This window comes from Mesorhizobium sp. M0239 (genome assembly GCF_040321815.1).
Taxonomy (GTDB): domain Bacteria; phylum Pseudomonadota; class Alphaproteobacteria; order Rhizobiales; family Rhizobiaceae; genus Mesorhizobium.
In genome coordinates this window covers 58,165-77,958 of sequence record NZ_JAMYSG010000028.1, presented here as the reverse complement: position 1 = coordinate 77,958, position 19,794 = coordinate 58,165, and the positions used below count along the sequence as shown (strand labels likewise).

The following is a 19,794-nucleotide window of genomic DNA, read 5'->3' as shown; positions in this document are numbered from 1 at the left end:
TCTTTCACCCGACCGACGATAAAAGACGGGTCTTCCTTCCCGTCATGCGCCGCCCCTCGTTGTTTTCGGCCGCGCCCGGCATTTGTCGCATCCCGCCGATATTTTCCCAAAGCCTACCCAGACTCCATCTATTCAAGGTCCGTCTATGCAAGAAATGAAACTCGCCGAGTTCAAGAACAAGAAACCGCCAGAGCTGATCGCTTATGCCGAGTCGCTCGAGGTCGAAAACGCCAGCGTCATGCGCAAGCAGGAGCTGATGTTTGCGATCCTGAAGAAGCTGGCCGCCCAGGAGATCGAGATCATCGGTGATGGCGTGGTCGAGGTGCTGCAGGACGGTTTCGGCTTCCTGCGCTCCGCCAACGCCAATTATCTGCCAGGTCCCGACGACATCTATATTTCGCCGTCGCAGATCCGGCGCTTTTCGCTGAAGACCGGCGATACGGTCGAAGGGCCGATCCGCAGCCCGAAAGAGGGCGAGCGCTATTTCGCGCTGCTCAAGGTCAACACCATCAATTTCGACGATCCCGAGAAGATCCGTCACAAGATCCACTTCGACAATCTGACGCCGCTCTATCCGACCAAGCGGCTGAAGATGGAGATCGAGAATGTGACCACCAAGGACATCTCGGCCCGTGTGATCGACCTGGTAGCGCCGATCGGCAAGGGACAGCGCGCTTTGATCAACGCGCAGCCGCGTACCGGCAAGACGGTTCTGATGCAGAACATCGCCCACTCGATCACCGCCAACCATCCGGAATGCTATCTGATCGTGCTTCTGATAGACGAGCGGCCGGAAGAAGTGACCGACATGCAGCGCTCGGTGAAGGGCGAGGTGATCTCCTCGACCTTCGACGAGCCGGCCGTGCGCCACGTGCAGGTCGCCGAAATGGTCATCGAGAAGGCCAAGCGCCTGGTCGAACATGGCCGCGATGTCGTCATCCTGCTCGATTCGATCACCCGTCTCGGCCGCGCCTACAACACCGTCGTGCCGTCATCCGGCAAGGTGCTGACCGGTGGTGTCGACGCCAACGCGCTGCAGCGGCCGAAGCGCTTCTTCGGCGCCGCCCGCAACATCGAGGAAGGCGGCTCGCTGACCATCATCGCCACCGCGCTGATCGATACCGGCAGCCGCATGGACGAAGTCATCTTCGAAGAGTTCAAGGGCACCGGCAACTGCGAAATCCAGCTCGACCGCAAGGTGGCCGACAAGCGCATCTATCCGGCCATGGACATCTTGAAGTCCGGCACCCGCAAGGAAGACCTGCTGGTTTCCAAGCAGGATCTGCAGAAGATTTTTGTGCTGCGCCGCATCCTGGCGCCGATGGGCACCACCGACGCGATCGAGTTCCTGATCGATAAGCTCAAGCAGACCAAGACCAATGCGGATTTCTTCGATTCGATGAACACGTAAAGGTCAGGCCGAAATCTTCCGGTCTGTGTATTGAAGCCCCATTCCGCGAAACCGGGATGGGGTTTTTCATTGTCCGGCGGCAAGTCGCTTTCCCGATATCGGGCGGCTGTATGTGGCGGCAGACGATTTCGCGTTCATGCAAAGCTCGTGTCTGCAAACTGGAAGCAGCGACGTGAAGAAGACAATCCCGACCCTGATCGGCTTTTCGGCCATCCTGACCTGGTCCTTCCTGGCGCTGCTGTCGACCGCTGCGGGCTCGATCCCGCCGTTTCAGCTGGCAGCCATGACCTTCCTGCTCGGAGGGCTGGTCGGCGCCGGCAGCTGGATCTTCCGCCCAGGCGCGATCCGGTCGCTGCGGCAGCCATGGCCGGTCTGGGCGATAGGCACGGCGGGACTGTGCATCTACCACTGCGCCTATTTCTTTGCGATCCAGTCGGCGCCGCCGGTCGAGGTCAGCCTGATCGCCTATCTCTGGCCATTGCTGATCGTCGTCTTTGCAGCTTTCCTGCCCGGTGAGAGGCTGAAGGCTCACCACGTCGTGGGCGTCGTTCTCGGGCTTGCCGGCGCCATCGTGGTGATCACCAAGGGCGGCAATGTCGGCCTAGCCAATGGGGTGATGAAGGGCCATGTCATCGCGCTCTTCTGCGCCTTCATCTGGGCTGGCTATTCCGTCCTGTCACGCCGCTTCGGCCAGGTGCCGACGGATGTCGTGGCCGGTTATTGCTTCATCACGGCGGCGGTCGCTTTCTCGCTGCACCTGATGCTTGAGACCACGGTCTGGCCGCAGACGCCGACGCAGTGGACGGCTATCGTCATTCTGGGCACGATTCCTCTGGGAGCCGGCTTCTACGCCTGGGATTTTGGCTGCAAGCACGGTGACATCATGATCCTTGGCGCCCTGTCCTACGCCGCGCCGCTGTTGTCGGTCATCGTGCTGTTGCTGGCAGGCTTTGGTGTGTTTCACTGGTCGGTGGCGCTCGCCTGCGTGCTGATCACCATCGGTGCGGTGATCGCCGCCAAGGATTTGCTGTTCAAGCGCCGGCCGGCTGGTTCTTCGACCGAGGCGTTCTCCGAGCCGGCGCAAGGCGCCTGACCTATTGGTGGTTGAGAAGGCGTTCCAGCTCTTCGGGACCCGTGACGGCGGGAAGACAAACCTGGCCGGTGCAGAGCCAGGCGCCCGCTTTATCGGTCGGCGGCAGCATCCCGCCGGGTAGCAAGGGTCGATTCGTATCCGTACCGATCGGCACGATGATGTCCACCCGCCTTGGATCCGGGTTTTGATTCGCAACCGGAACGAGCTTTGGATCGCCCAGCGTATCGACGATGACCAGTTTGAGCGGCTCGATCGCCAGCGCGCAGGCGTTGACGATGCCGGCCTGGCCATAGGTCTGGTTTGCGGCACGGCCGGCGGCATGTTCGGCGACCTCCCAGGCTTTCTCGTGCAGCTCGAGATCGCCGGTGACGGAGGCGAGCCGGACCAGTGCTTCGATGATTTGGCCGGTGGCGGACGGAATGGCCTCGTCGACATCGCCGCGGATGCGGATCGGCACGTCGGTGCTGTCCGAGGCAGTCAGGTAATAACCTGCCTTTTCGGCATCGGCGTGCCAATGGTCGAGTTGCTCGACGAACTGGCCGGCCAGGTCGACATAACTCCAATCCCCAGTGGCCTCGAACAGCGAGATGGCTGCGTTGGTCATGGCGGCATAGTCGGTGGACAGAGCAGGGAACAGTTTTCTGGCGCCGAGCATCGAGTGCGGCAAGCGGCCGTCGCGGCTGGCAGAGCTGATATGGGCGAAGGCTTTTGCCGCCGCGTCGATCCAGTCAGGCCGCGCCAGCGACCGACCGGCCTCAGCAAAGGCTGCGATCATCTGGCCGTTCCAGTCGGTGAGGATCTTTGCGTCAAGGCCGGGCCTGACCCGCTCTTCCCGGACTGCAAGGAGTTTCCCCTTGAGCGGGCTGACCTCTTCGCGATCGATCACATATTGCGATTGCTGGGCCCTCGTCTGGTGGACAACCGGCTTGCCTTCCCAACCATGCGGGCTGGAGAGCGTGAAGTGATTGACAAACAAGGCGGAATCGTCGCCGAGTGCGGCCTCGATCTCGTCTTGGCTCCAGGTGTAGAACAGCCCTTCCTCGCCGTCGCTGTCGGCGTCGAGACTGGCGGCAAAGGCGCCGCCGTCGACGCGCATTTCGCGCAGCAGCCAGTCGATCGTCTCTTCGATTCGGACCCGGAACAACTCGTTACCGCTTGCGGCATAGGCCCAGTTGCAGAAGCGGATCAGCTGGGCATTGTCGTAAAGCATCTTTTCGAAATGCGGCACCAGCCATTCGGCGTCGGTCGAGTAACGGCTGAGCCCGCCGCCGATATGGTCGTAGATGCCGCCGCTGACCATCTGTTCGAGGCTGTTGAGAACGTCGTCGCGATGGCTGGCGTTGCCGTCGCGCAGCCAGGACAGCCACAGCGTTTGCATGAACGGCGCATTGGGGAATTTCGGCGCGCCGCTTAGGCCGCCGAGATCGCGGTCGACCATGCCGTCTATGCCCTTGGCCAATTCCGCCAGCGTGTCGCGGTCGACCACGGTTCTGGCATGCGAGCCGGCGAGCCGCGCCTCGACATGTGTGGCCAGGCCGTCGGCGCTCTGGTTGAGGCTCGCCCGCTTCTCGCGCCAGGCCTTGTCCACCGCCTCCATCACCTGGATGAAACCGGGGCGGCCATAGCGTGGCTCGCGCGGAAAATAGGTGCCGCCCCAGAACGGCTTGCCGTCCGGCGTCAGGAACATGGTCAGCGGCCAGCCGCCTTGCTCGCCCATGGCGGAGAGTGCAGCCATATAGATCTGGTCGATGTCGGGACGCTCCTCGCGGTCGACCTTGATATTGACGAACAGACGGTTCATGACGGCGGCGACACCATCGTTCTCGAAGCTTTCATGCGCCATGACGTGGCACCAGTGGCAGGCGGCATAGCCGACCGAGAGCAGGATCGGCCTGTCCAGCGCCTTCGCCTCCTCGAGCGAAGCCGGCGACCAGGCCCGCCAGTGGACGGGATTGCCGCTGTGCTGCTGCAGATAGGGGCTGGCTTCTTCAGCAAGCAGATTTTGCGCGGGCAACGTCACGATGGGCAAACTCGGGTGGTCGGATGAGCGTGAAGCTAGGGCGGTTCGGTAGAGCGGGCAAATGATTTCAGGCGATTCCATCGTAGCGCTGTCGAGCGGCCGGCTTCCGGCCGGGGTTGCTGTCATCCGCATTTCCGGCCCGCAGACTCGATTCGTAGTCGAAACGATTGCCGGCGGCATGGTTAAGGACCGCTCGGCAGTTCTGCGCCGATTCAGGGCACCCGATGGGACCGTGCTCGACACCGGCCTGGTCGTTTTCTTTCGCGGTCCGGCCAGTTTCACCGGCGAGGACGTTGCGGAATTCCACGTCCACGGCGGTCGTGCCGTGGTGGCAAAAATGCTGGAGACGATCGCAGGCCATGACGGCGTCAGGCACGCGGAACCTGGCGAATTCACGCGCCGCGCCTTTCTCAACGGCAAGGTCGATCTGCTCGAGACCGAGGCGCTGGCGGACCTCGTCAACGCCGAAACCGAGGCGCAGCGGCGTTTTGCCGTTCAAAATGCCGAAGGCGTTCAGAGCGAACTCTATCTCGGCTGGCGTCGCAGGCTAATCCATGCCCGCGCCATGATCGAGGCGGAAATCGATTTCGCCGATGAGGACGATGTTCCCGGTTCCGTTTCGGATACGGTCTGGTCCGATGTCAGGACGATGATCGGCGAGATCGATCGCCACATCGCCGGGTTTCGCGCCGCCGAGATCATTCGCGACGGCTTCGAGGTCGTGATCCTTGGCGCGCCCAACGCCGGTAAGTCGAGTCTGTTCAATGCCCTGGCCCGGCGGGATGCCGCTATAGTAACGGATGAACCCGGCACGACGCGGGATCTGCTTGAAGTGACACTTGATCTCGGGGGGCTGCGGGTCCGGCTTACCGATACGGCCGGGTTGCGCGATGCGCCGGGGAAGGTCGAGGCGATCGGTATCGAGAAGGCGAGGGCCAAGGCGCATGGCGCCGATCTCTTGCTGTTGCTCAGGGATGTCGCCGATCCCAGGGAGATCGGTTCGCTGCCGACCGAAGCGCCGATCTTGCGTGTCGGCACCAAGCTCGATCTGCTGGAGGACCGCGCGGCGAGCGGCGCGACGGAAGACTACGACCTTGTCATTTCGGTAAAAAACGGGACGGGCGTGGAGAGACTGCTGGCGGAAATCGGCCGGCGAGCTGCGGAAGCAGCCGGCAGCGTCGGTGATGTCCTGCCATCGCGCCTGCGCCACGTCGAATTGCTTGGCGCAGCGAATGGGCACCTGCTTCGCGCGACCGACGGCCAGACTGTCGGGCAGGAATTGCGCGCCGAAGAGTTGCGGCTTTCCGCGGATCGCCTGGGCCGAATCGTCGGCGCCATCGATGTCGAGGACATGCTGGACGTCATCTTTTCGCAGTTCTGCATAGGGAAATGACTCACGTGAAACAGTGGTCCTCGAACAGGAGTTGCTTTCTGGCGTAGAGGCTTGATGGCGCTTGCGGATTGCATGCGTTGGCAACTGGCGGAAACGCTTAACGTCTCGTCATCCTCGGGTCTTCGCCGCGTCACTTCGCTCCTTGCTCCGCCCGTGGATGACGAGGGCGTGGCGGCCTCGGCGGTCACGAATGTCTAGATGGTGGCCACAGCAATGATGAAACTCGGCTGCCGTCCTCGAATCCACCGAACCCGCGCAGCATCATTCGCGCGACTCACGTGAAACATCTGCCCCGATGACTCACGTGAAACACGCGTGAGGGCACGTCCAAGGCTGTTTCACGTGAAACGACCCGCGGAGTTTTCTTGACAGCAAAGCCTCACGGGGACATGTGTCCCTCAATCTTTTGAGTCTAGGACGTTTGGAAATGACCAATCACTATGATGTGGTTGTGGTGGGCGGCGGCCACGCGGGTTGCGAGGCGGCCAGCGCTGCCGCGCGCGCTGGTGCCAGGACCGCGCTGGTGACGCTGCGCTTTGACACGATCGGGGTCATGTCATGCAATCCGGCGATCGGCGGGCTCGGCAAGGGCCACCTGGTGCGCGAAATCGATGCCATGGATGGCCTGATGGGGCGCGTGGCGGATGCCGCCGGCATTCAATTCCGCCTGCTCAACCGCCGCAAGGGTCCAGCGGTGCGCGGACCCCGGACGCAGGCCGACAGAAAGCTCTATCGCCTTGCCATGCAGGAAGCGATTCTGCAGCAGAATGATCTCGACGTGGTCGAAGGCGAGGTTCTGGACTTCGAAATCGCCGATGGGCAGATCGTGGCCGTTCTCCTGGCCGATGGAGGGCGGCTTGCCTGTGGCGCTGTCGTCCTGACGACCGGGACTTTTCTGCGCGGGCTTATACATATCGGCGAGAAGAAGATTATTGCCGGCCGCATGAACGAGCAGGCCAGTCTTGGTCTGTCGGCAACGATGGACCGCGCCGGCTTCAAGCTCGGTCGGCTGAAGACCGGCACGCCGCCACGGCTCGACGGCCGGACCATCGACTGGGCGTCGCTGGAAAGCCAGGCGGCGGATGAGAATCCTGTGCCGTTCTCGCTGATGACCGACCGCATCACCACGCCGCAGATCGAGTGCGGCATCACCCGCACGACGACGGCCACGCATGAGTTGATCCGCGTCAATCTTGGCCGGTCGGCCATGTATTCCGGCTCTATCGCGGGCGTTGGGCCGCGTTATTGCCCGTCGATCGAGGACAAGATCGTCAAGTTCGGCGATAGGGACGGGCACCAGATTTTTCTGGAGCCGGAAGGGCTGGACGACGATACCGTTTATCCCAATGGTATTTCGACCTCGCTGCCCGAAGACGTACAGCTCGATATATTGAAAACCATTCCGGGGCTGGAGCGCGCAACCATGCTGCAGCCCGGCTATGCCATCGAGTATGATCATGTCGATCCGCGCGAACTGCATCAGACGCTGGAGACGAAGCGCATTAGTGGCCTTTTCCTTGCCGGACAGATCAACGGCACGACCGGCTATGAAGAGGCGGCCGGGCAAGGCTTGCTCGCAGGACTCAATGCGGCGCGGCGGGCTGGGCGCAGCGAGCAGATCGTGGTGAGCCGCACCGAAGCCTATATCGGCGTGATGGTCGACGATTTGACCAGCCGCGGCATCAGCGAACCCTACCGGATGTTCACCTCGCGGGCCGAGTTCCGGCTGTCGTTGCGTGCCGACAATGCAGATGAACGGCTGACGCCGCTCGCTTCTAAACTGGGCATCGCTTCGGCGCAGCGGATGCAGCGCTACGGACAGGTGATGCAAAGCCTGGACGAGGCGCGGGATCTGGCGAAGTCGCTCGCCCTGACGCCGAATGAGGTCGCGCGGCACGGGCTGGAGATCAACCGGGATGGCGTGCGCCGGTCCGGTTATGAACTGTTGTCCTATCCTGATGTCGATGTCGCCTGGCTGGCTCGTGTCGATCCGCGCTTTGCGGATATAGACGCGAAGACGGCGGAACGCCTCGAAACGGAAGCGAAATATTCCGTCTATCTGGATCGCCAGAAAACTGACGTCGCGCAGATCCGGCTTGAAGAGAGCCGGCTGATTCCGGAGACCATCGATTTCGCCGGAGTGCCGGGTCTGTCGAACGAGCTGAAGCAGAAGATGCAGGCGCGGCGGCCGCGCTCCATCGCTGATGCTCAGCGCATGGAAGGCATGACGCCGGCGGCGCTGGCGATTATCGTCGCGCATGTCCGTCACGCGGAGAGCGCCCAGCGCCCACAAAAGGATGTTGCGTGAGTTCTTTTTCCCTGGAGAGCCTGCAGGATGCGGCAGGCCCGGTTTCACGTGAAACATTCGATCGGCTGGTGGCGTTCGAGCAGATGTTCCAGAAATGGAATCGCAGCATCAATCTCGTGGCGCAATCCACGTCGGGCGATGTCTGGCAGCGCCATATATTGGACAGCGCGCAGTTGGCGCGAATCGAGCCTCGGGCGACGCGCTGGGTCGATCTCGGTTCGGGCGGCGGATTTCCCGGCCTTGTCATGGCTTTTCTGCTTGTAGAGCGTGACGGCGCCAGCATCGATCTGGTTGAAAGCAATCGAAAAAAAGCATCCTTCCTGCAGGCTGTCGTCGGGCAGTTCAGGCTGCCGGCGCGGGTGGTGGCGCACCGCATCGATGACAGCCACGCGCTTGTTTCCACACCGCAAATCGTCACGGCGCGGGCGCTGGCTCCGCTTTCGACCTTGCTGGAGCTTTCGGCGCCCTGGCTGATTTCAGGCGCGCGCGGCCTGTTCCACAAAGGGCGGGATTATCGCGCCGAGGTGCAAGAAAGCGTTCACCGATGGTCCTTCGATCTGGTAGAACATCCAAGTGTGACCGACCCGCATGGGGTCATCCTTGAACTGTCCAACCTGCGACCTGTCTGATCCGCGACGTGTCAGACGCTTTGGCGACCCAAAATGAACTTCTGGCATAGAACCCATGATGACGAATGGCCCCCGAATCATCACCGTAGCCAACCAGAAGGGCGGTGTCGGCAAGACCACCACCGCCATCAATCTGGCGACCGCGCTGGCCGCGATCGGCGAAAAGGTGCTGATCGTCGATCTCGATCCGCAGGGAAATGCCAGCACCGGCCTCGGCATCGATCGCAAGGACCGTACTGTGTCCTCCTATGACGTGCTGACCGGCGAGCTTGAGCTGGAGGCCGCGGCCATCCCCACAGCCGTGCCCGGCCTGTCGATCGTGCCGTCGACGCTCGACCTGCTCGGCATCGAAATGGAGATCGCCTCGGCGCCCGACCGTGTGCTCAAGCTGCGCAATGCGCTGCGCGCTGCGACCGAGCGCGGCGCACCATTCGGCTATGTGCTGATCGACTGCCCGCCATCGCTCAATCTTTTGACTTTGAATTCAATGGCTGCGGCCGATTCTGTTCTTGTACCGCTGCAATGCGAGTTTTTCGCGCTCGAAGGTCTCAGCCAGTTGCTGGAGACTGTCGAGCAGGTGCGCCGCTCGATCAATCCGGATCTCACCATCCAGGGCATCGTGCTGACCATGTATGACGGCCGCAACAACCTCGCCAACCAGGTGGTGCAGGATGTGCGGGCGCATATGGGCGACAAGGTCTACGAGACCGTCATTCCGCGCAATGTGCGGGTGTCCGAGGCGCCGTCCTACGGCAAGCCGGCGATCCTCTATGATTTGAAGTGCTCCGGCAGCCAGGCCTATCTGCAACTGGCGTCGGAAGTGATCCGCCGCGAGCGCAAGTTGCGCGCCGCTTGATTAGGCCGGATGCATAGCTAAGAGCCGATTCGATACCGAAACGATTTGGAATAGCCAACTGGAATAAAGATGAGCGAAGACCTTTCAAGAAAGAGACTGGGGCGTGGACTGGCTGCGCTGATCGGAGAGATCGATCGTCCGGCAGTCCCCGAAAAGCCTGGCTTGAGCGCCGACGGCAAGGTGCCGATCGAGTTCCTGGCCCCCAATCCGAAAAATCCGCGCCGGCATTTCGGCGACGCCGAGCTGACCGATCTTGCCCAGTCGATCCGCGAACACGGCGTCGTCCAGCCGGTGGTGGCGCGGCCTTCGCCGACACAGGCCGGCCGCTACGAAATCATCGCCGGCGAGCGGCGCTGGCGCGCGGCGCAGCGCGCCGGGCTGTCCGAGATCCCGGTCATCATCCGCGAGGTCAACGACCGCACCGCGCTCGAACTGGCGATCATCGAGAACGTCCAGCGCACCGATCTCAATGCGGTCGAGGAGGCGCTTGGTTATCAGCAACTGATCGACGAGCACGGCTACACCCAGGCCGATCTCGGCCAGGTGATCGGCAAGAGCCGCAGCCATGTCGCCAACACGCTCAGGCTCTTGAAGCTGCCGGACGTGATCCGCGACATGCTGGTCGACGGCGCCCTGTCTGCCGGCCATGCCCGCACGCTGGTGACGGCGGAAGATCCGGCCGGCCTTGCCAAGCGCATCGTCGAAGAGGGCCTTTCGGTGCGCCAGGCCGAAGCGCTGGCGCAGATGCCGGCCGGCACCAGCAGCGCCAGGGAAGCCAAGCCGGCGCCAAGTCCTGACGAAAAGGACGCCGACACGCTGGCGCTGGAAAAACTGTTGACCGACACGATCGGCATGATCGTGTCGGTGGATCACAAGGGCAGAGGCGGCGTGCTGCGGGTTTCGTACCGGTCGCTGGAACAGCTTGATGAGCTGTGCCGCAGGCTGAAGCAGGATCGGTAATTAGCCGGCGAATAAAGCTCGACTTTGGCTCGGCCGGCAATATCTTGAGAAGCACAAAGGGCTGTCGGTTGCCGGCCCTTCTCTTTTGCGGCCGTGGTGTTTAGTGAAGGTGACCGAACTGCCAATCTCCCCTCTCGTGGGGGAGATGCCCGGCAGGGCAGAGGGGGCGTGAAGGGACGCCAGCCTTGGTCACTTCTAGATAGCTGACAGCTGTCAGGCGGCGCATCTTAGCCAACAGAGACGTCGGCGGGACAGCGCCCCCTCTGGCTTGCCAGCCATCTCCCCCACGAGGGGGGAGATCGCCAATCTCCTACCTTTGCGCCAGCCGGCTGCTTTCCACGGCAATACCAAGCAGCGCCTGCCTTGCCAGCGCGACGGAAAGATCCGGCCTTCGCCGCGTCTGCAGGACCGCTGTCTGCAGCCGCGTCAGCGCGCGGCCGAGCGCGTCGGTGCTCCAGCGCTCCAGCGCCTTCTCGACCAGCTTGCGCCGCGAAAAAAACACCGGCGGGCGAGCGGCGGCGACGACCGAGGCGGCGTTGCGGTTGCTGGACTCCATCTGGCCGCGCATGGTCTGGATCTGCTGCAACTGCCGCATTGCCGAGGACAGCACCAGAAAGGGCTGGCCGCCGGACTGGCAATGGCGGGTGAAGGCGATATCGAAGTCGCCGATCTTGCCTTCGAGAAGCGCGTCGACCGCGTCGTCGAAAGAGGCGCCGGACACATCACCCGACATGGCCTTGACCTCTTCCAGGCCGATCTCGTTCTGGCCATGGGCGTAGAGCACGAGCTTCTCGATCTCGCCGCGCGAGGCCAGCCGGTCGCCGCCGAGATTGCGGCGCAGCGCCTGCCTCGCCTCCATGGTCATCGACATGCCGGCCTTGCCCAGTTCGGCATCAATGACGCCGTCGATGTCGCGCGCCTCATCGGCATAGCACGGCAGCGCCATGGCATTGTCCGCCGCCTCGACGATGGCGCGCAGGCCGACACCCTTCTTGAGATCGCCGGCCTCGATGAGAATGATGGCATCGCGCGCGGGCTCCGCCGTCAGCGCCTTGACGTCGTCGGCCAATGCCTTCTGGCCGCTGGCATTGCGCACCCACAGCAGCCGCCGGTCGGAAAACATTGGCACGGTGCGGGCTTCGTCGAGCAGCCGGCCCTCGTCGCGGTCGACCTCCGAACCCTCCAGCCGGACCACGGAGAAGGGATCGTCGAGAGGCAGGCCGGTCTTGCCGGCAAAGGCCTTCGCCCGCTCGGAGACGAGGCCGCGATCGGGGCCGTAAAGCAGGACGATGGAAATGCGCGCATCAGGCCGCGCCAACCACCCATCGACCTCATATGCTTTCTTCTGTGCCATGGCGGGTTGGTTAGCATGATGCGGGGGCGGGGTGAATGGAGGTTGGTGATTGGGGCAAAGGATGATGCGCGTGATTTTCTCGCAGCGTGGAAGATTGGCAAAAGCGGCGGAGCGAGTAATCTCCCCCCTTGAGGGGAGATGTCGCCGAAGGCGACAGAGGGGGTCGTTGCGCGTGGAGCGCTAACCTTCGTCTGCCGCAAGGAGGTCGCATCCAGTCGAACCGACCCCCTCTGGCCTGCCGGCCATCTCCCCCTCAAGGAGGGAGATTACGCTTCGCCGCCTTCGCCAATCACCTTATCTTCCGGCAAACCCAGCCCAACCTTCTCCCTAATTGCGCGCCGTCCCCCAACATCGACAAGAAATTTCGTCGACATATCTTCATCTTGGTGCTGGGGAGGCTGGATCGGCCGGCGCGGCCGGGACCGACGTCCGCATGCTACCCCGACGAATTCGCACTGGCCTGGCGGCGCAGATATGCAAATATCGGCGCCAGGCAACATTGGAGGACAAAGGTCATGGCCGATGCTGGGATGTTGCGTTTCCACGTTCCGGAACCGGAAGTGCGGCCGGGCGGGACGCCTGACTTTTCCAATGTGCCGATCCCCAAGGCCGGCTCGGTGCCGCGCCCCGAAATCTCCGTCGATCCGCGAACCATCCGCGATCATGCCTTCTCGATCATCCGCGTGCTGAACCGCACTGGTGAGGCCGTCGGTCCCTGGGCCGGCCTGCTTTCCAGCGACGAGCTGTTGGCCGGCCTGCGCCACATGATGACGCTGCGGACCTTCGACGCGCGCATGCAGATGGCGCAGCGGCAGGGCAAGACCTCGTTCTACATGCAGCATCTGGGCGAAGAGGCGGTGGCTTGCGCCTTCCGCAAGGCGCTGGCGCCGGGCGATATGAATTTTCCGACCTATCGCCAGGCAGGGCTGCTCATCGCCGACGGCTATCCGATGGTCACGATGATGAACCAGATCTATTCCAACGAGGCCGATCCGCTGAAGGGCCGGCAATTGCCGGTCATGTATTCGTCGAAGGAGCACGGCTTCTTCTCGATCTCCGGCAATCTGGCGACGCAGTACATCCAGGCGGTCGGCTGGGCGATGGCCTCGGCGATATCGAACGATTCGCGCATCGCAGCCGCCTGGATCGGCGACGGCTCGACGGCCGAATCCGACTTTCATTCGGCGCTGGTGTTCGCCTCCACCTACAAGGCGCCGGTCGTGCTCAACGTCGTCAACAACCAGTGGGCAATCTCGACCTTTCAAGGCATCGCGCGCGGCGGCTCGGGCACGTTTGCTGCCCGGGGCCTCGGCTTCGGCATCCCGTCATTGCGCGTCGACGGCAACGACTATCTCGCGGTGCATGCGGTTGCCAAATGGGCGGCGGAGCGGGCGCGCAGCAATCTCGGGCCGACGCTGGTCGAATATGTCACCTACCGTGCCGGCGCGCATTCGAGCTCGGACGACCCCTCGGCCTATCGGCCAAAGACCGAATCCGACGCCTGGCCGCTCGGCGATCCGATCGTGCGGCTGAAGAACCATCTCATCGCGCTCGGCGTCTGGTCGGACGAGCGGCACGCGCAGGCCGAGGCGGAAATCCTCGACACGGTAATCGCAGCGCAGAAGGAAGCGGAAAGCCACGGCACGCTGCATGCCGGCGGCAAGCCGTCGACGCGCGACATGTTCGAAGGGCTCTATGCCGAGATGCCGCCGCATCTCAGACGCCAGCGCCAGCAGGCGGGGGTTTGAGCCATGCCGAGACGGACCATGATCGAGGCCATTCGCGATGCCATGGACGTGTCGATGGGGCGCGACGACAAAGTCGTCGTGTTCGGCGAAGATGTCGGCTTCTTCGGCGGCGTATTCCGCTGCACGCAAGGCCTGCAGGCCAAATACGGCAAGAGCCGCTGCTTCGATGCGCCGATCAACGAATCCGGCATTGTCGGCTCGGCCATCGGCATGGCCGCCTATGGCTTGAAGCCGTGCGTGGAGATTCAGTTTGCCGACTACATGTATCCGGCCTACGACCAGCTGACGCAGGAAGCGGCACGGCTGCGTTACCGCTCCAACGGCGATTTCACCTGTCCGATCGTGGTGCGCATGCCGACCGGCGGCGGCATTTTTGGCGGCCAGACGCACAGCCAGAGCCCGGAAGCGCTGTTCACCCATGTGTCGGGACTGAAGACCGTGGTGCCGTCCAACCCACATGACGCCAAAGGGCTACTCATCGCGGCGATCGAAGACCCCGATCCGGTGATTTTTTTGGAGCCGAAGCGGCTCTACAACGGCCCTTTCGACGGCCATCACGACCGGCCGGTGACGCCGTGGTCGAAACATGAGCTCGGAGAGGTCGCCGACGGCCACTACACCGTGCCGCTCGGCAAGGCGGCGATCCGCCGGGCAGGCTCGGCCCTCACCGTGCTCGCCTACGGCACCATGGTCTATGTCGCGCAGGCGGCCGTCGAAGAAACGGGCATCGATGCCGAGATCATCGATCTCAGGACGCTTTTGCCGCTCGACCTCGACACGATCGTCGCCTCGGTCAAGAAGACTGGGCGCTGCGTCATCGTGCACGAGGCGACGCTGACGTCGGGCTTCGGCGCCGAACTGTCGGCCCTGGTGCAGGAAAACTGCTTCTATCACCTCGAAGCGCCGGTCGCTCGCGTTGCCGGCTGGGACACGCCCTATCCGCATGCGCAGGAATGGGACTATTTCCCCGGTCCCGCCCGGGTAGGCCGTGCTTTGCTTGAAACCATGGGGGCCTGAGATGGGCGAACACATCATCAAGCTGCCCGATGTCGGCGAGGGTGTCGCCGAAGCCGAGCTCGTCGAATGGCACGTCAAGATCGGCGACATGGTGCGCGAGGACACCGTGCTTGCCGCCGTCATGACCGACAAGGCGACGGTCGAAATCCCGTCGCCTGTCGACGGCGAAATCCTGTGGCTGGGCGCCGAGATCGGCGACACGGTGGCGATCGGCTCGCCCATCGTGCGGCTGAAGGTGGCAGGCGAGGGCAATGTTGCGGGTGGTGCGACGCCGGCAAAAGTCACGGCTGAGAGTACCCCCACCCCTAGCCCCTCACAAGGGGGAGGGGGACGCGCCACGGCCTCCAAGGGCGGAGCAAAATCTACTTCGCCATCATCAGAGTCCTCCGCAAAAAGCGTGCGAGCAGCGCAGACAGAATCCCCCTCCCCCTTGTGGGGAGGGGCTAGGGGCGGGGGTACTGCGCCGACGTCCGGAGTTGTCGCGCCCGCCGGCGCACCCCGTCCCGAGGGCGAAAGACCGTTGGCCTCTCCGGCCGTCCGTCTGCGGGCAAAAGAGGCGGGCATCGATCTCCGGCAGGTTGCGGGGAGCGGCCCTGCCGGGCGCATCGGCCATGAGGATATCGAGGCGTTCCTGGCGCGCGGCCCGCAGGTCGCCAGGACATCCGGTCTCGCCCGCAACGATACGATACAGGACATCAAGGTGGTCGGGCTGCGGCGCAAGATCGCCGAGAAGATGACGCTGTCCAAATCGCGCATCCCGCACATCACCTATGTCGAGGAGATCGACGTCACCGCGCTGGAGGAATTGCGCGCCGCACTCAACAAGGAGAAGCGCCCGGGCGCGGAGCGGCCGAAGCTGACGCTGCTGCCGTTCCTGATGCGGGCGATGGTCAAGGCGATAGCGGACCAGCCCAACCTCAATTCGCTGTTCGACGACGAGGCCGGCATCATCCACCAGCATGGCGGCATCCATATCGGCATTGCCGCGCAGACGCCGTCGGGGCTGGTGGTGCCGGTGGTCAGGCATGCCGAGGCGCGCGACATCTGGGAATGCGGCACTGAGGTCATCAGGTTGGCCGAGGCTGCCAAGTCCGGCACCGCGACACGCGACGAGCTGTCCGGCTCGACCATCACCATCACCTCGCTCGGCGCCATGGGCGGCGTGGCGACGACGCCGGTGATCAACCATCCGGAAGTGGCGATCATCGGCGTCAACAAGATGATGGTGCGGCCGGTGTGGGACGGCACCCAGTTCATGCCGCGCAAGATGATGAACCTGTCGTCGAGCTTCGACCATCGCGTCATCGACGGCTGGGACGCGGCGGTGTTCATCCAGCGGATAAAGACGCTGCTGGAAACACCGGCGCTGATTTTCGTGGATTGAGGGGATGAGAACCGTCGCAAAGGCCCCCTCACCCGGATTGCCAGCCGAATTGCAAAGGCAATTAGGGGCAATCCGACCTCTCCCCGAGGGGAGAGGAGGTCGTCAGCGCAGGCGCCAGTCTCTTCTCCCCAGCGGGGAGAAGGTGGCCGCGAAGCGGCCGGATGAGGGGGCCTTCCTCACCAAAAAGAGCGTATCCCCATGAAAGAAATCTCCTGCAAGCTGCTGGTCATCGGCGCGGGTCCCGGTGGCTATGTCTGCGCCATCCGTGCCGGGCAGCTCGGCGTCGACACGGTGATCGTCGAGTCGGGCAAACCAGGCGGCACCTGTCTCAATGTCGGCTGTATCCCGTCCAAGGCGCTGATCCATGCGGCGGAAGAGTTCGAGAGGGTCTCACACATGGCGGGCGGCAAGAGCCCGCTTGGCATTTCGCTCACCGCACCGACGCTCGACCTGGCTAAGACGATCACTTGGAAGGACGGCATCGTGAGCCGGCTCAACAGCGGCGTCGCCGGCCTGCTCAAGAAGGCAGGAGTCAAGACCGTGCATGGCTGGGCGAGCTTTCGCGACGGCAAGACTGTGGAGGTCGAGACCGAGACGGGAAGCCAAGTGATCCGCGCCGAGGCGATCGTCATCGCCACCGGCTCGACGCCGGTCGAACTGCCGTTCCTGCCCTTTGGCGGTCCGGTGATTTCCTCAACCGAGGCGCTGGCACTCGGTGAGGTGCCAAAAAAACTTGCCGTCGTTGGTGGCGGCTATATCGGACTGGAACTCGGCATGGCCTTCGCCAAAATGGGCGCCAAAGTGACCGTGGTCGAGGCGTTGCCGCGCGTGCTGGCGCAATATGATGCGGAACTCACCCGGCCGGTGGTCAAGCGGCTCAACGCACTCGGCATCGAGGTGATGCTGGGTGCAAAGGCCAAGGGGCTGTCGACCAAAGGCGACGCGCTGCTGATCGAGACATCCGACGGCAAGAGCGCCAAGGTCGCCGCCGAAAAAATCCTGGTGACGGTCGGCCGCAAGCCGGTGACCGAAGGCTGGGGGCTCGACCAGATCGACCTTGATATGGCTGGAAAATTCATCCGCATCGACGAGCAGTGCCGCACCTCGATGCGCGGCATCTTTGCCATCGGTGACGTCACCGGTGAGCCGATGCTGGCGCACCGGGCGATGGCCCAGGGCGAGATGGTCGCCGAGATCATCGCCGGTCACAAGCGCAACTGGGACAAGCGCGCCATTCCCGCCGTTTGCTTCACCGATCCGGAACTCGTCACCGCTGGTCTTTCACCGGAAGAGGCCAGAGCTCTGGGCGGCGAGATCAAGATCGGCATGTTCCCGTTCGCCGCCAATGGCCGGGCGATGACGAAGCTGGGCGAAGACGGCTTCGTCCGCGTGGTGGCGCGGGCCGACAACCATCTGGTGCTTGGCATCCAGGCGGTCGGGAAAGGTGTGTCGGAACTGGCGGCGTCATTCGGGCTGGCGCTGGAGATGGGCGCGCGGCTGGAGGACATTGCCGGCACGATCCATGCGCATCCGACGCAGGGCGAAGGGTTCCAGGAAGCGGCGCTCAAGGCGCTGGGGCACGCGCTGCATATTTGAGGATGCTTACCCTCCCCCTTGTGGGGAGGGTCGATCCGCGAAGCGGAGCGGGGTGGGGGTCCTCGCCGACCGTCAGCGCTCACCCCACCCCGTCTCGCAGTCTACGCTTCGCTACGCATGCGAGCCGACCCTCCCCACAAGGGGGAGGGTGAAGAACTTCAGCTCGCCAGCCGGCTCACCATCTCGTGCTGGGCATAGGCGCGGCCGAAGCGGTTGGCTAGGAATGCGTCGAGCGCGATGTCTTCCTGCTTGACGAAGCCGGTCGCCGGCAGGCTGCCGTCGGCCAGCATGTCGAGCACGGCGCAGATGCCGGATGCGGTGGTGATCTGGATGGCGCTGCGCACCGTGTCGCCGACACGCTTCGAGTAGATCTTGTTGGCGTAGGTCTCCTGCAGCAGGCGGCCGTTCTTGCGGCCCGAGACGGTGACGAAGACGATGACCACATCCTGCAGCGTCGCCGGCAGGGCGCTCTCGAAAATGTCCTTCAGCACGTCGCGGCGGTGGCGCAGGCCAAGGTCGTTGAGCAGCGCCTTCATGATCGCGGCGTGGCCGGGATAGCGGATCGTGCGGTAGTTCAGCGTGCGCACCTTGCCCTTCAGCGTCTCGGCCAGCGTGCCGAGCCCACCGGAGGTGTTGAAGGCTTCGTAAGTGACGCCGTCGAGTGAGAATTCCTCGCGCTCCTCCAGCGGCGGCACCTCGACCAGTTCGCCCTCGACGATCGCCTCGCAGGGCTCGCAATATTCGTTGATGACGCCGTCGGTGCTCCAGGTCAGATTGTAGTTCAACGCATTGGACGGGTATTGCGGCAAAGCGCCGACGCGCATGCGCACGCTTTCGAGCGTGTCGAATCGGCTGGCGAGATCGTTGGCGACGATCGAGATGAAGCCCGGCGCCAGGCCGCATTGCGGAATGAAGGCGTTTCTGCCGGAGCGCGCCAATTCCTTGACGCGGCGGGTCGAGACGACATCCTCGGTCAGGTCGAGATAGTGCACGCCGGCACTGGCCGCTGCCTCGGCGATGCGGGTGGTCAGATGGAAGGGAGCGGCGCTGAGCACCGCGAATTTGCCGGCGAGGGCGGCTTCCAGCGTGCCGGATGCCTCGATGTCGAGCTCCAGCGTCGCGACCGTGGCCGGCAGTTCGGCGGAAGCGAGCTGTGCTGCCGAGCGGTCGACGAGCGTGACCTGATAATCCCCCGTGGCGGCGAGCATCTCGGCAATGGTCGAGCCGATCTTTCCGGCGCCGACAACGACAATTTTCTTCATGACCGATCCCTCACTGATTGTAAGCCCAGATTCGCAGCTTGCCCGTCGAATGGAAGCGTGGTTTTGTTCGAAACGAAACCATCTATTGGCTAGTCTGCCGAGAAGAATCGTCGAAATGCTCAGTGACGCCGAACAAGCCCTGCTTTCCCTGCTGCGCGAGAATGCGCGCGCCTCGACCGCCGAGCTGGCGCGGCGGCTTGGCGTCTCGCGGACCACGGTACAGAGCCGGATCGAACGGCTGGAGCAGCGCGGCATCATATCAGGCTATGGCGTGCGGCTGGCGCCGGACTACGAGCAGGGGCTGGTGCGGGCACATGTGCTGCTCACCGTGACGCCCAAGCTCGCCGACAAGGTGGTGCGCGCCCTGCGCGGCCTGGCGACGGTCAGGACGCTGCATTCGGTCAGCGGCAATTTCGACATGATCGTCATCGTCGACGCGCCGTCGATCCGCGACCTCGACATGCTGCTCGACCAGATCGGCGCCATGGACGGAGTCGAACGGACTTTGTCGTCGATCATCCTGTCGACGCGGATTGATCGGTGAGGGTCGACGCTGCCAATCTCCCCCCTTGCGGGGGAGATGGCCGGCAGGCCAGAGGGGGGTGCTCAGGCGCTAGCCTCGGCCATCTGCGCCGTGTGACAGATCGACAGGTCGGCGGGACAGCACCCCCCTCTGCCTTGCCAGGCATCTCCCCCGCAAGGGGGGAGATTGGCCGTCACTTCGGCTTTCGCCAATTTCCTTACCTCAGGCATTGGACGAATG

15 protein-coding genes are annotated in these 19,794 nt (G+C 63.5%); 12 read left to right on the top strand and 3 right to left on the bottom strand.

Annotation, left to right across the window (positions count from 1 at the left end; all coding sequences use genetic code 11):
* Positions 1-145: 145 nt before the first annotated feature.
* Entirely contained in the window at positions 146-1,411 is a 1,266-nt protein-coding gene (gene rho / locus NKI99_RS25905; protein WP_013528732.1) for a transcription termination factor Rho, read from the top strand.
* A gap of 172 nt (positions 1,412-1,583) precedes the next feature.
* On the top strand, positions 1,584-2,504 hold the full coding sequence (yddG, locus tag NKI99_RS25900) for an aromatic amino acid exporter YddG (protein WP_352555689.1): 921 nt from the start codon (positions 1,584-1,586) through the stop codon (positions 2,502-2,504).
* A gap of 1 nt (position 2,505) precedes the next feature.
* Here yddG and NKI99_RS25895 read toward each other — a convergent pair whose 3' ends face one another.
* Positions 2,506-4,524, bottom strand: a complete 2,019-nt coding sequence (locus NKI99_RS25895; protein ID WP_352612567.1) for a thioredoxin domain-containing protein — start codon at positions 4,522-4,524, stop codon at positions 2,506-2,508.
* Positions 4,525-4,585: 61 nt separating this feature from the next.
* Between NKI99_RS25895 and mnmE the strand changes: the two genes are divergently transcribed.
* The 5 genes from mnmE to NKI99_RS25870 all read left to right on the top strand — a co-directional run bounded on the left by mnmE (position 4,586) and on the right by NKI99_RS25870 (position 10,670).
* Positions 4,586-5,917 (top strand): tRNA uridine-5-carboxymethylaminomethyl(34) synthesis GTPase MnmE, encoded by a 1,332-nt coding sequence (mnmE, locus tag NKI99_RS25890; protein ID WP_352612566.1) that lies wholly within the window; start codon positions 4,586-4,588, stop codon positions 5,915-5,917.
* A gap of 427 nt (positions 5,918-6,344) precedes the next feature.
* A complete protein-coding gene (mnmG, locus tag NKI99_RS25885; RefSeq protein WP_352612564.1) occupies positions 6,345-8,225 on the top strand; it encodes a tRNA uridine-5-carboxymethylaminomethyl(34) synthesis enzyme MnmG in 1,881 nt (626 codons plus the stop codon).
* Positions 8,222-8,854, top strand: coding sequence for a 16S rRNA (guanine(527)-N(7))-methyltransferase RsmG (gene rsmG, locus NKI99_RS25880; RefSeq protein ID WP_352612562.1), 633 nt, complete (start codon positions 8,222-8,224; stop codon positions 8,852-8,854). Before mnmG ends, rsmG begins: the two co-directional genes overlap by 4 nt.
* Positions 8,855-8,909: 55 nt before the next feature.
* Positions 8,910-9,710: a ParA family protein gene (locus NKI99_RS25875; RefSeq protein WP_352612561.1), complete on the top strand. Its 801-nt coding sequence runs from the start codon at positions 8,910-8,912 to the stop codon at positions 9,708-9,710.
* Positions 9,711-9,779: 69 nt separating this feature from the next.
* On the top strand, positions 9,780-10,670 hold the full coding sequence (locus NKI99_RS25870) for a ParB/RepB/Spo0J family partition protein (RefSeq protein WP_352612559.1): 891 nt from the start codon (positions 9,780-9,782) through the stop codon (positions 10,668-10,670).
* Between the two features lie 310 nt (positions 10,671-10,980).
* Here the strand turns inward: NKI99_RS25870 and holA are convergent, their stop codons facing one another.
* Positions 10,981-12,024: a DNA polymerase III subunit delta gene (gene holA / locus NKI99_RS25865; RefSeq protein WP_352612558.1), complete on the bottom strand. Its 1,044-nt coding sequence runs from the start codon at positions 12,022-12,024 to the stop codon at positions 10,981-10,983.
* A 515-nt stretch (positions 12,025-12,539) separates the two neighbouring features.
* Between holA and NKI99_RS25860 the strand changes: the two genes are divergently transcribed.
* The 4 genes from NKI99_RS25860 to lpdA all read left to right on the top strand — a co-directional run bounded on the left by NKI99_RS25860 (position 12,540) and on the right by lpdA (position 17,769).
* Positions 12,540-13,772 carry a 3-methyl-2-oxobutanoate dehydrogenase (2-methylpropanoyl-transferring) subunit alpha gene (locus NKI99_RS25860; protein WP_352612557.1) on the top strand — a complete coding sequence of 411 codons (1,233 nt, stop codon included), beginning with the start codon at positions 12,540-12,542 and terminating at the stop codon, positions 13,770-13,772.
* 3 nt (positions 13,773-13,775) lie between these two features.
* Entirely contained in the window at positions 13,776-14,789 is a 1,014-nt protein-coding gene (locus tag NKI99_RS25855; RefSeq protein ID WP_027162844.1) for an alpha-ketoacid dehydrogenase subunit beta, read from the top strand.
* 1 nt (position 14,790) lies between these two features.
* Positions 14,791-16,173 carry a dihydrolipoamide acetyltransferase family protein gene (locus tag NKI99_RS25850; protein ID WP_352612555.1) on the top strand — a complete coding sequence of 461 codons (1,383 nt, stop codon included), beginning with the start codon at positions 14,791-14,793 and terminating at the stop codon, positions 16,171-16,173.
* 198 nt (positions 16,174-16,371) lie between these two features.
* The gene (gene lpdA, locus NKI99_RS25845; protein WP_352612553.1) at positions 16,372-17,769 is read left to right on the top strand and encodes a dihydrolipoyl dehydrogenase; all 1,398 of its coding nucleotides are present in this window, start codon (positions 16,372-16,374) and stop codon (positions 17,767-17,769) included.
* Positions 17,770-17,927: 158 nt separating this feature from the next.
* Here the strand turns inward: lpdA and NKI99_RS25840 are convergent, their stop codons facing one another.
* A complete protein-coding gene (locus NKI99_RS25840; RefSeq protein ID WP_128305951.1) occupies positions 17,928-19,031 on the bottom strand; it encodes a saccharopine dehydrogenase family protein in 1,104 nt (367 codons plus the stop codon).
* Between the two features lie 115 nt (positions 19,032-19,146).
* On the opposite strand from NKI99_RS25840, the gene NKI99_RS25835 reads away from it, so the two are divergent.
* On the top strand, positions 19,147-19,575 hold the full coding sequence (locus tag NKI99_RS25835) for an Lrp/AsnC family transcriptional regulator (RefSeq protein ID WP_023813397.1): 429 nt from the start codon (positions 19,147-19,149) through the stop codon (positions 19,573-19,575).
* The last annotated feature ends 219 nt before the right edge of the window (positions 19,576-19,794 follow it).

Excerpts from the sequence above, each read along its gene's own strand:
- lpdA (WP_352612553.1), top strand. The coding sequence starts at position 16,372 with ATGAAAGAAATCTCCTGCAAGCTGCTGGTCATCGGCGCGGGTCCCGGT.
- mnmE (WP_352612566.1), top strand. The coding sequence starts at position 4,586 with ATGATTTCAGGCGATTCCATCGTAGCGCTGTCGAGCGGCCGGCTTCCG.
- NKI99_RS25835 (WP_023813397.1), top strand. The coding sequence starts at position 19,147 with ATGCTCAGTGACGCCGAACAAGCCCTGCTTTCCCTGCTGCGCGAGAAT.
- holA (WP_352612558.1), bottom strand. The coding sequence starts at position 12,024 with ATGGCACAGAAGAAAGCATATGAGGTCGATGGGTGGTTGGCGCGGCCT.
- NKI99_RS25875 (WP_352612561.1), top strand. The coding sequence starts at position 8,910 with ATGATGACGAATGGCCCCCGAATCATCACCGTAGCCAACCAGAAGGGC.
- NKI99_RS25870 (WP_352612559.1), top strand. The coding sequence starts at position 9,780 with ATGAGCGAAGACCTTTCAAGAAAGAGACTGGGGCGTGGACTGGCTGCG.
- mnmG (WP_352612564.1), top strand. The coding sequence starts at position 6,345 with ATGACCAATCACTATGATGTGGTTGTGGTGGGCGGCGGCCACGCGGGT.
- rho (WP_013528732.1), top strand. The coding sequence starts at position 146 with ATGCAAGAAATGAAACTCGCCGAGTTCAAGAACAAGAAACCGCCAGAG.
- NKI99_RS25850 (WP_352612555.1), top strand. The coding sequence starts at position 14,791 with ATGGGCGAACACATCATCAAGCTGCCCGATGTCGGCGAGGGTGTCGCC.
- NKI99_RS25855 (WP_027162844.1), top strand. The coding sequence starts at position 13,776 with ATGCCGAGACGGACCATGATCGAGGCCATTCGCGATGCCATGGACGTG.
- NKI99_RS25860 (WP_352612557.1), top strand. The coding sequence starts at position 12,540 with ATGGCCGATGCTGGGATGTTGCGTTTCCACGTTCCGGAACCGGAAGTG.
- NKI99_RS25840 (WP_128305951.1), bottom strand. The coding sequence starts at position 19,031 with ATGAAGAAAATTGTCGTTGTCGGCGCCGGAAAGATCGGCTCGACCATT.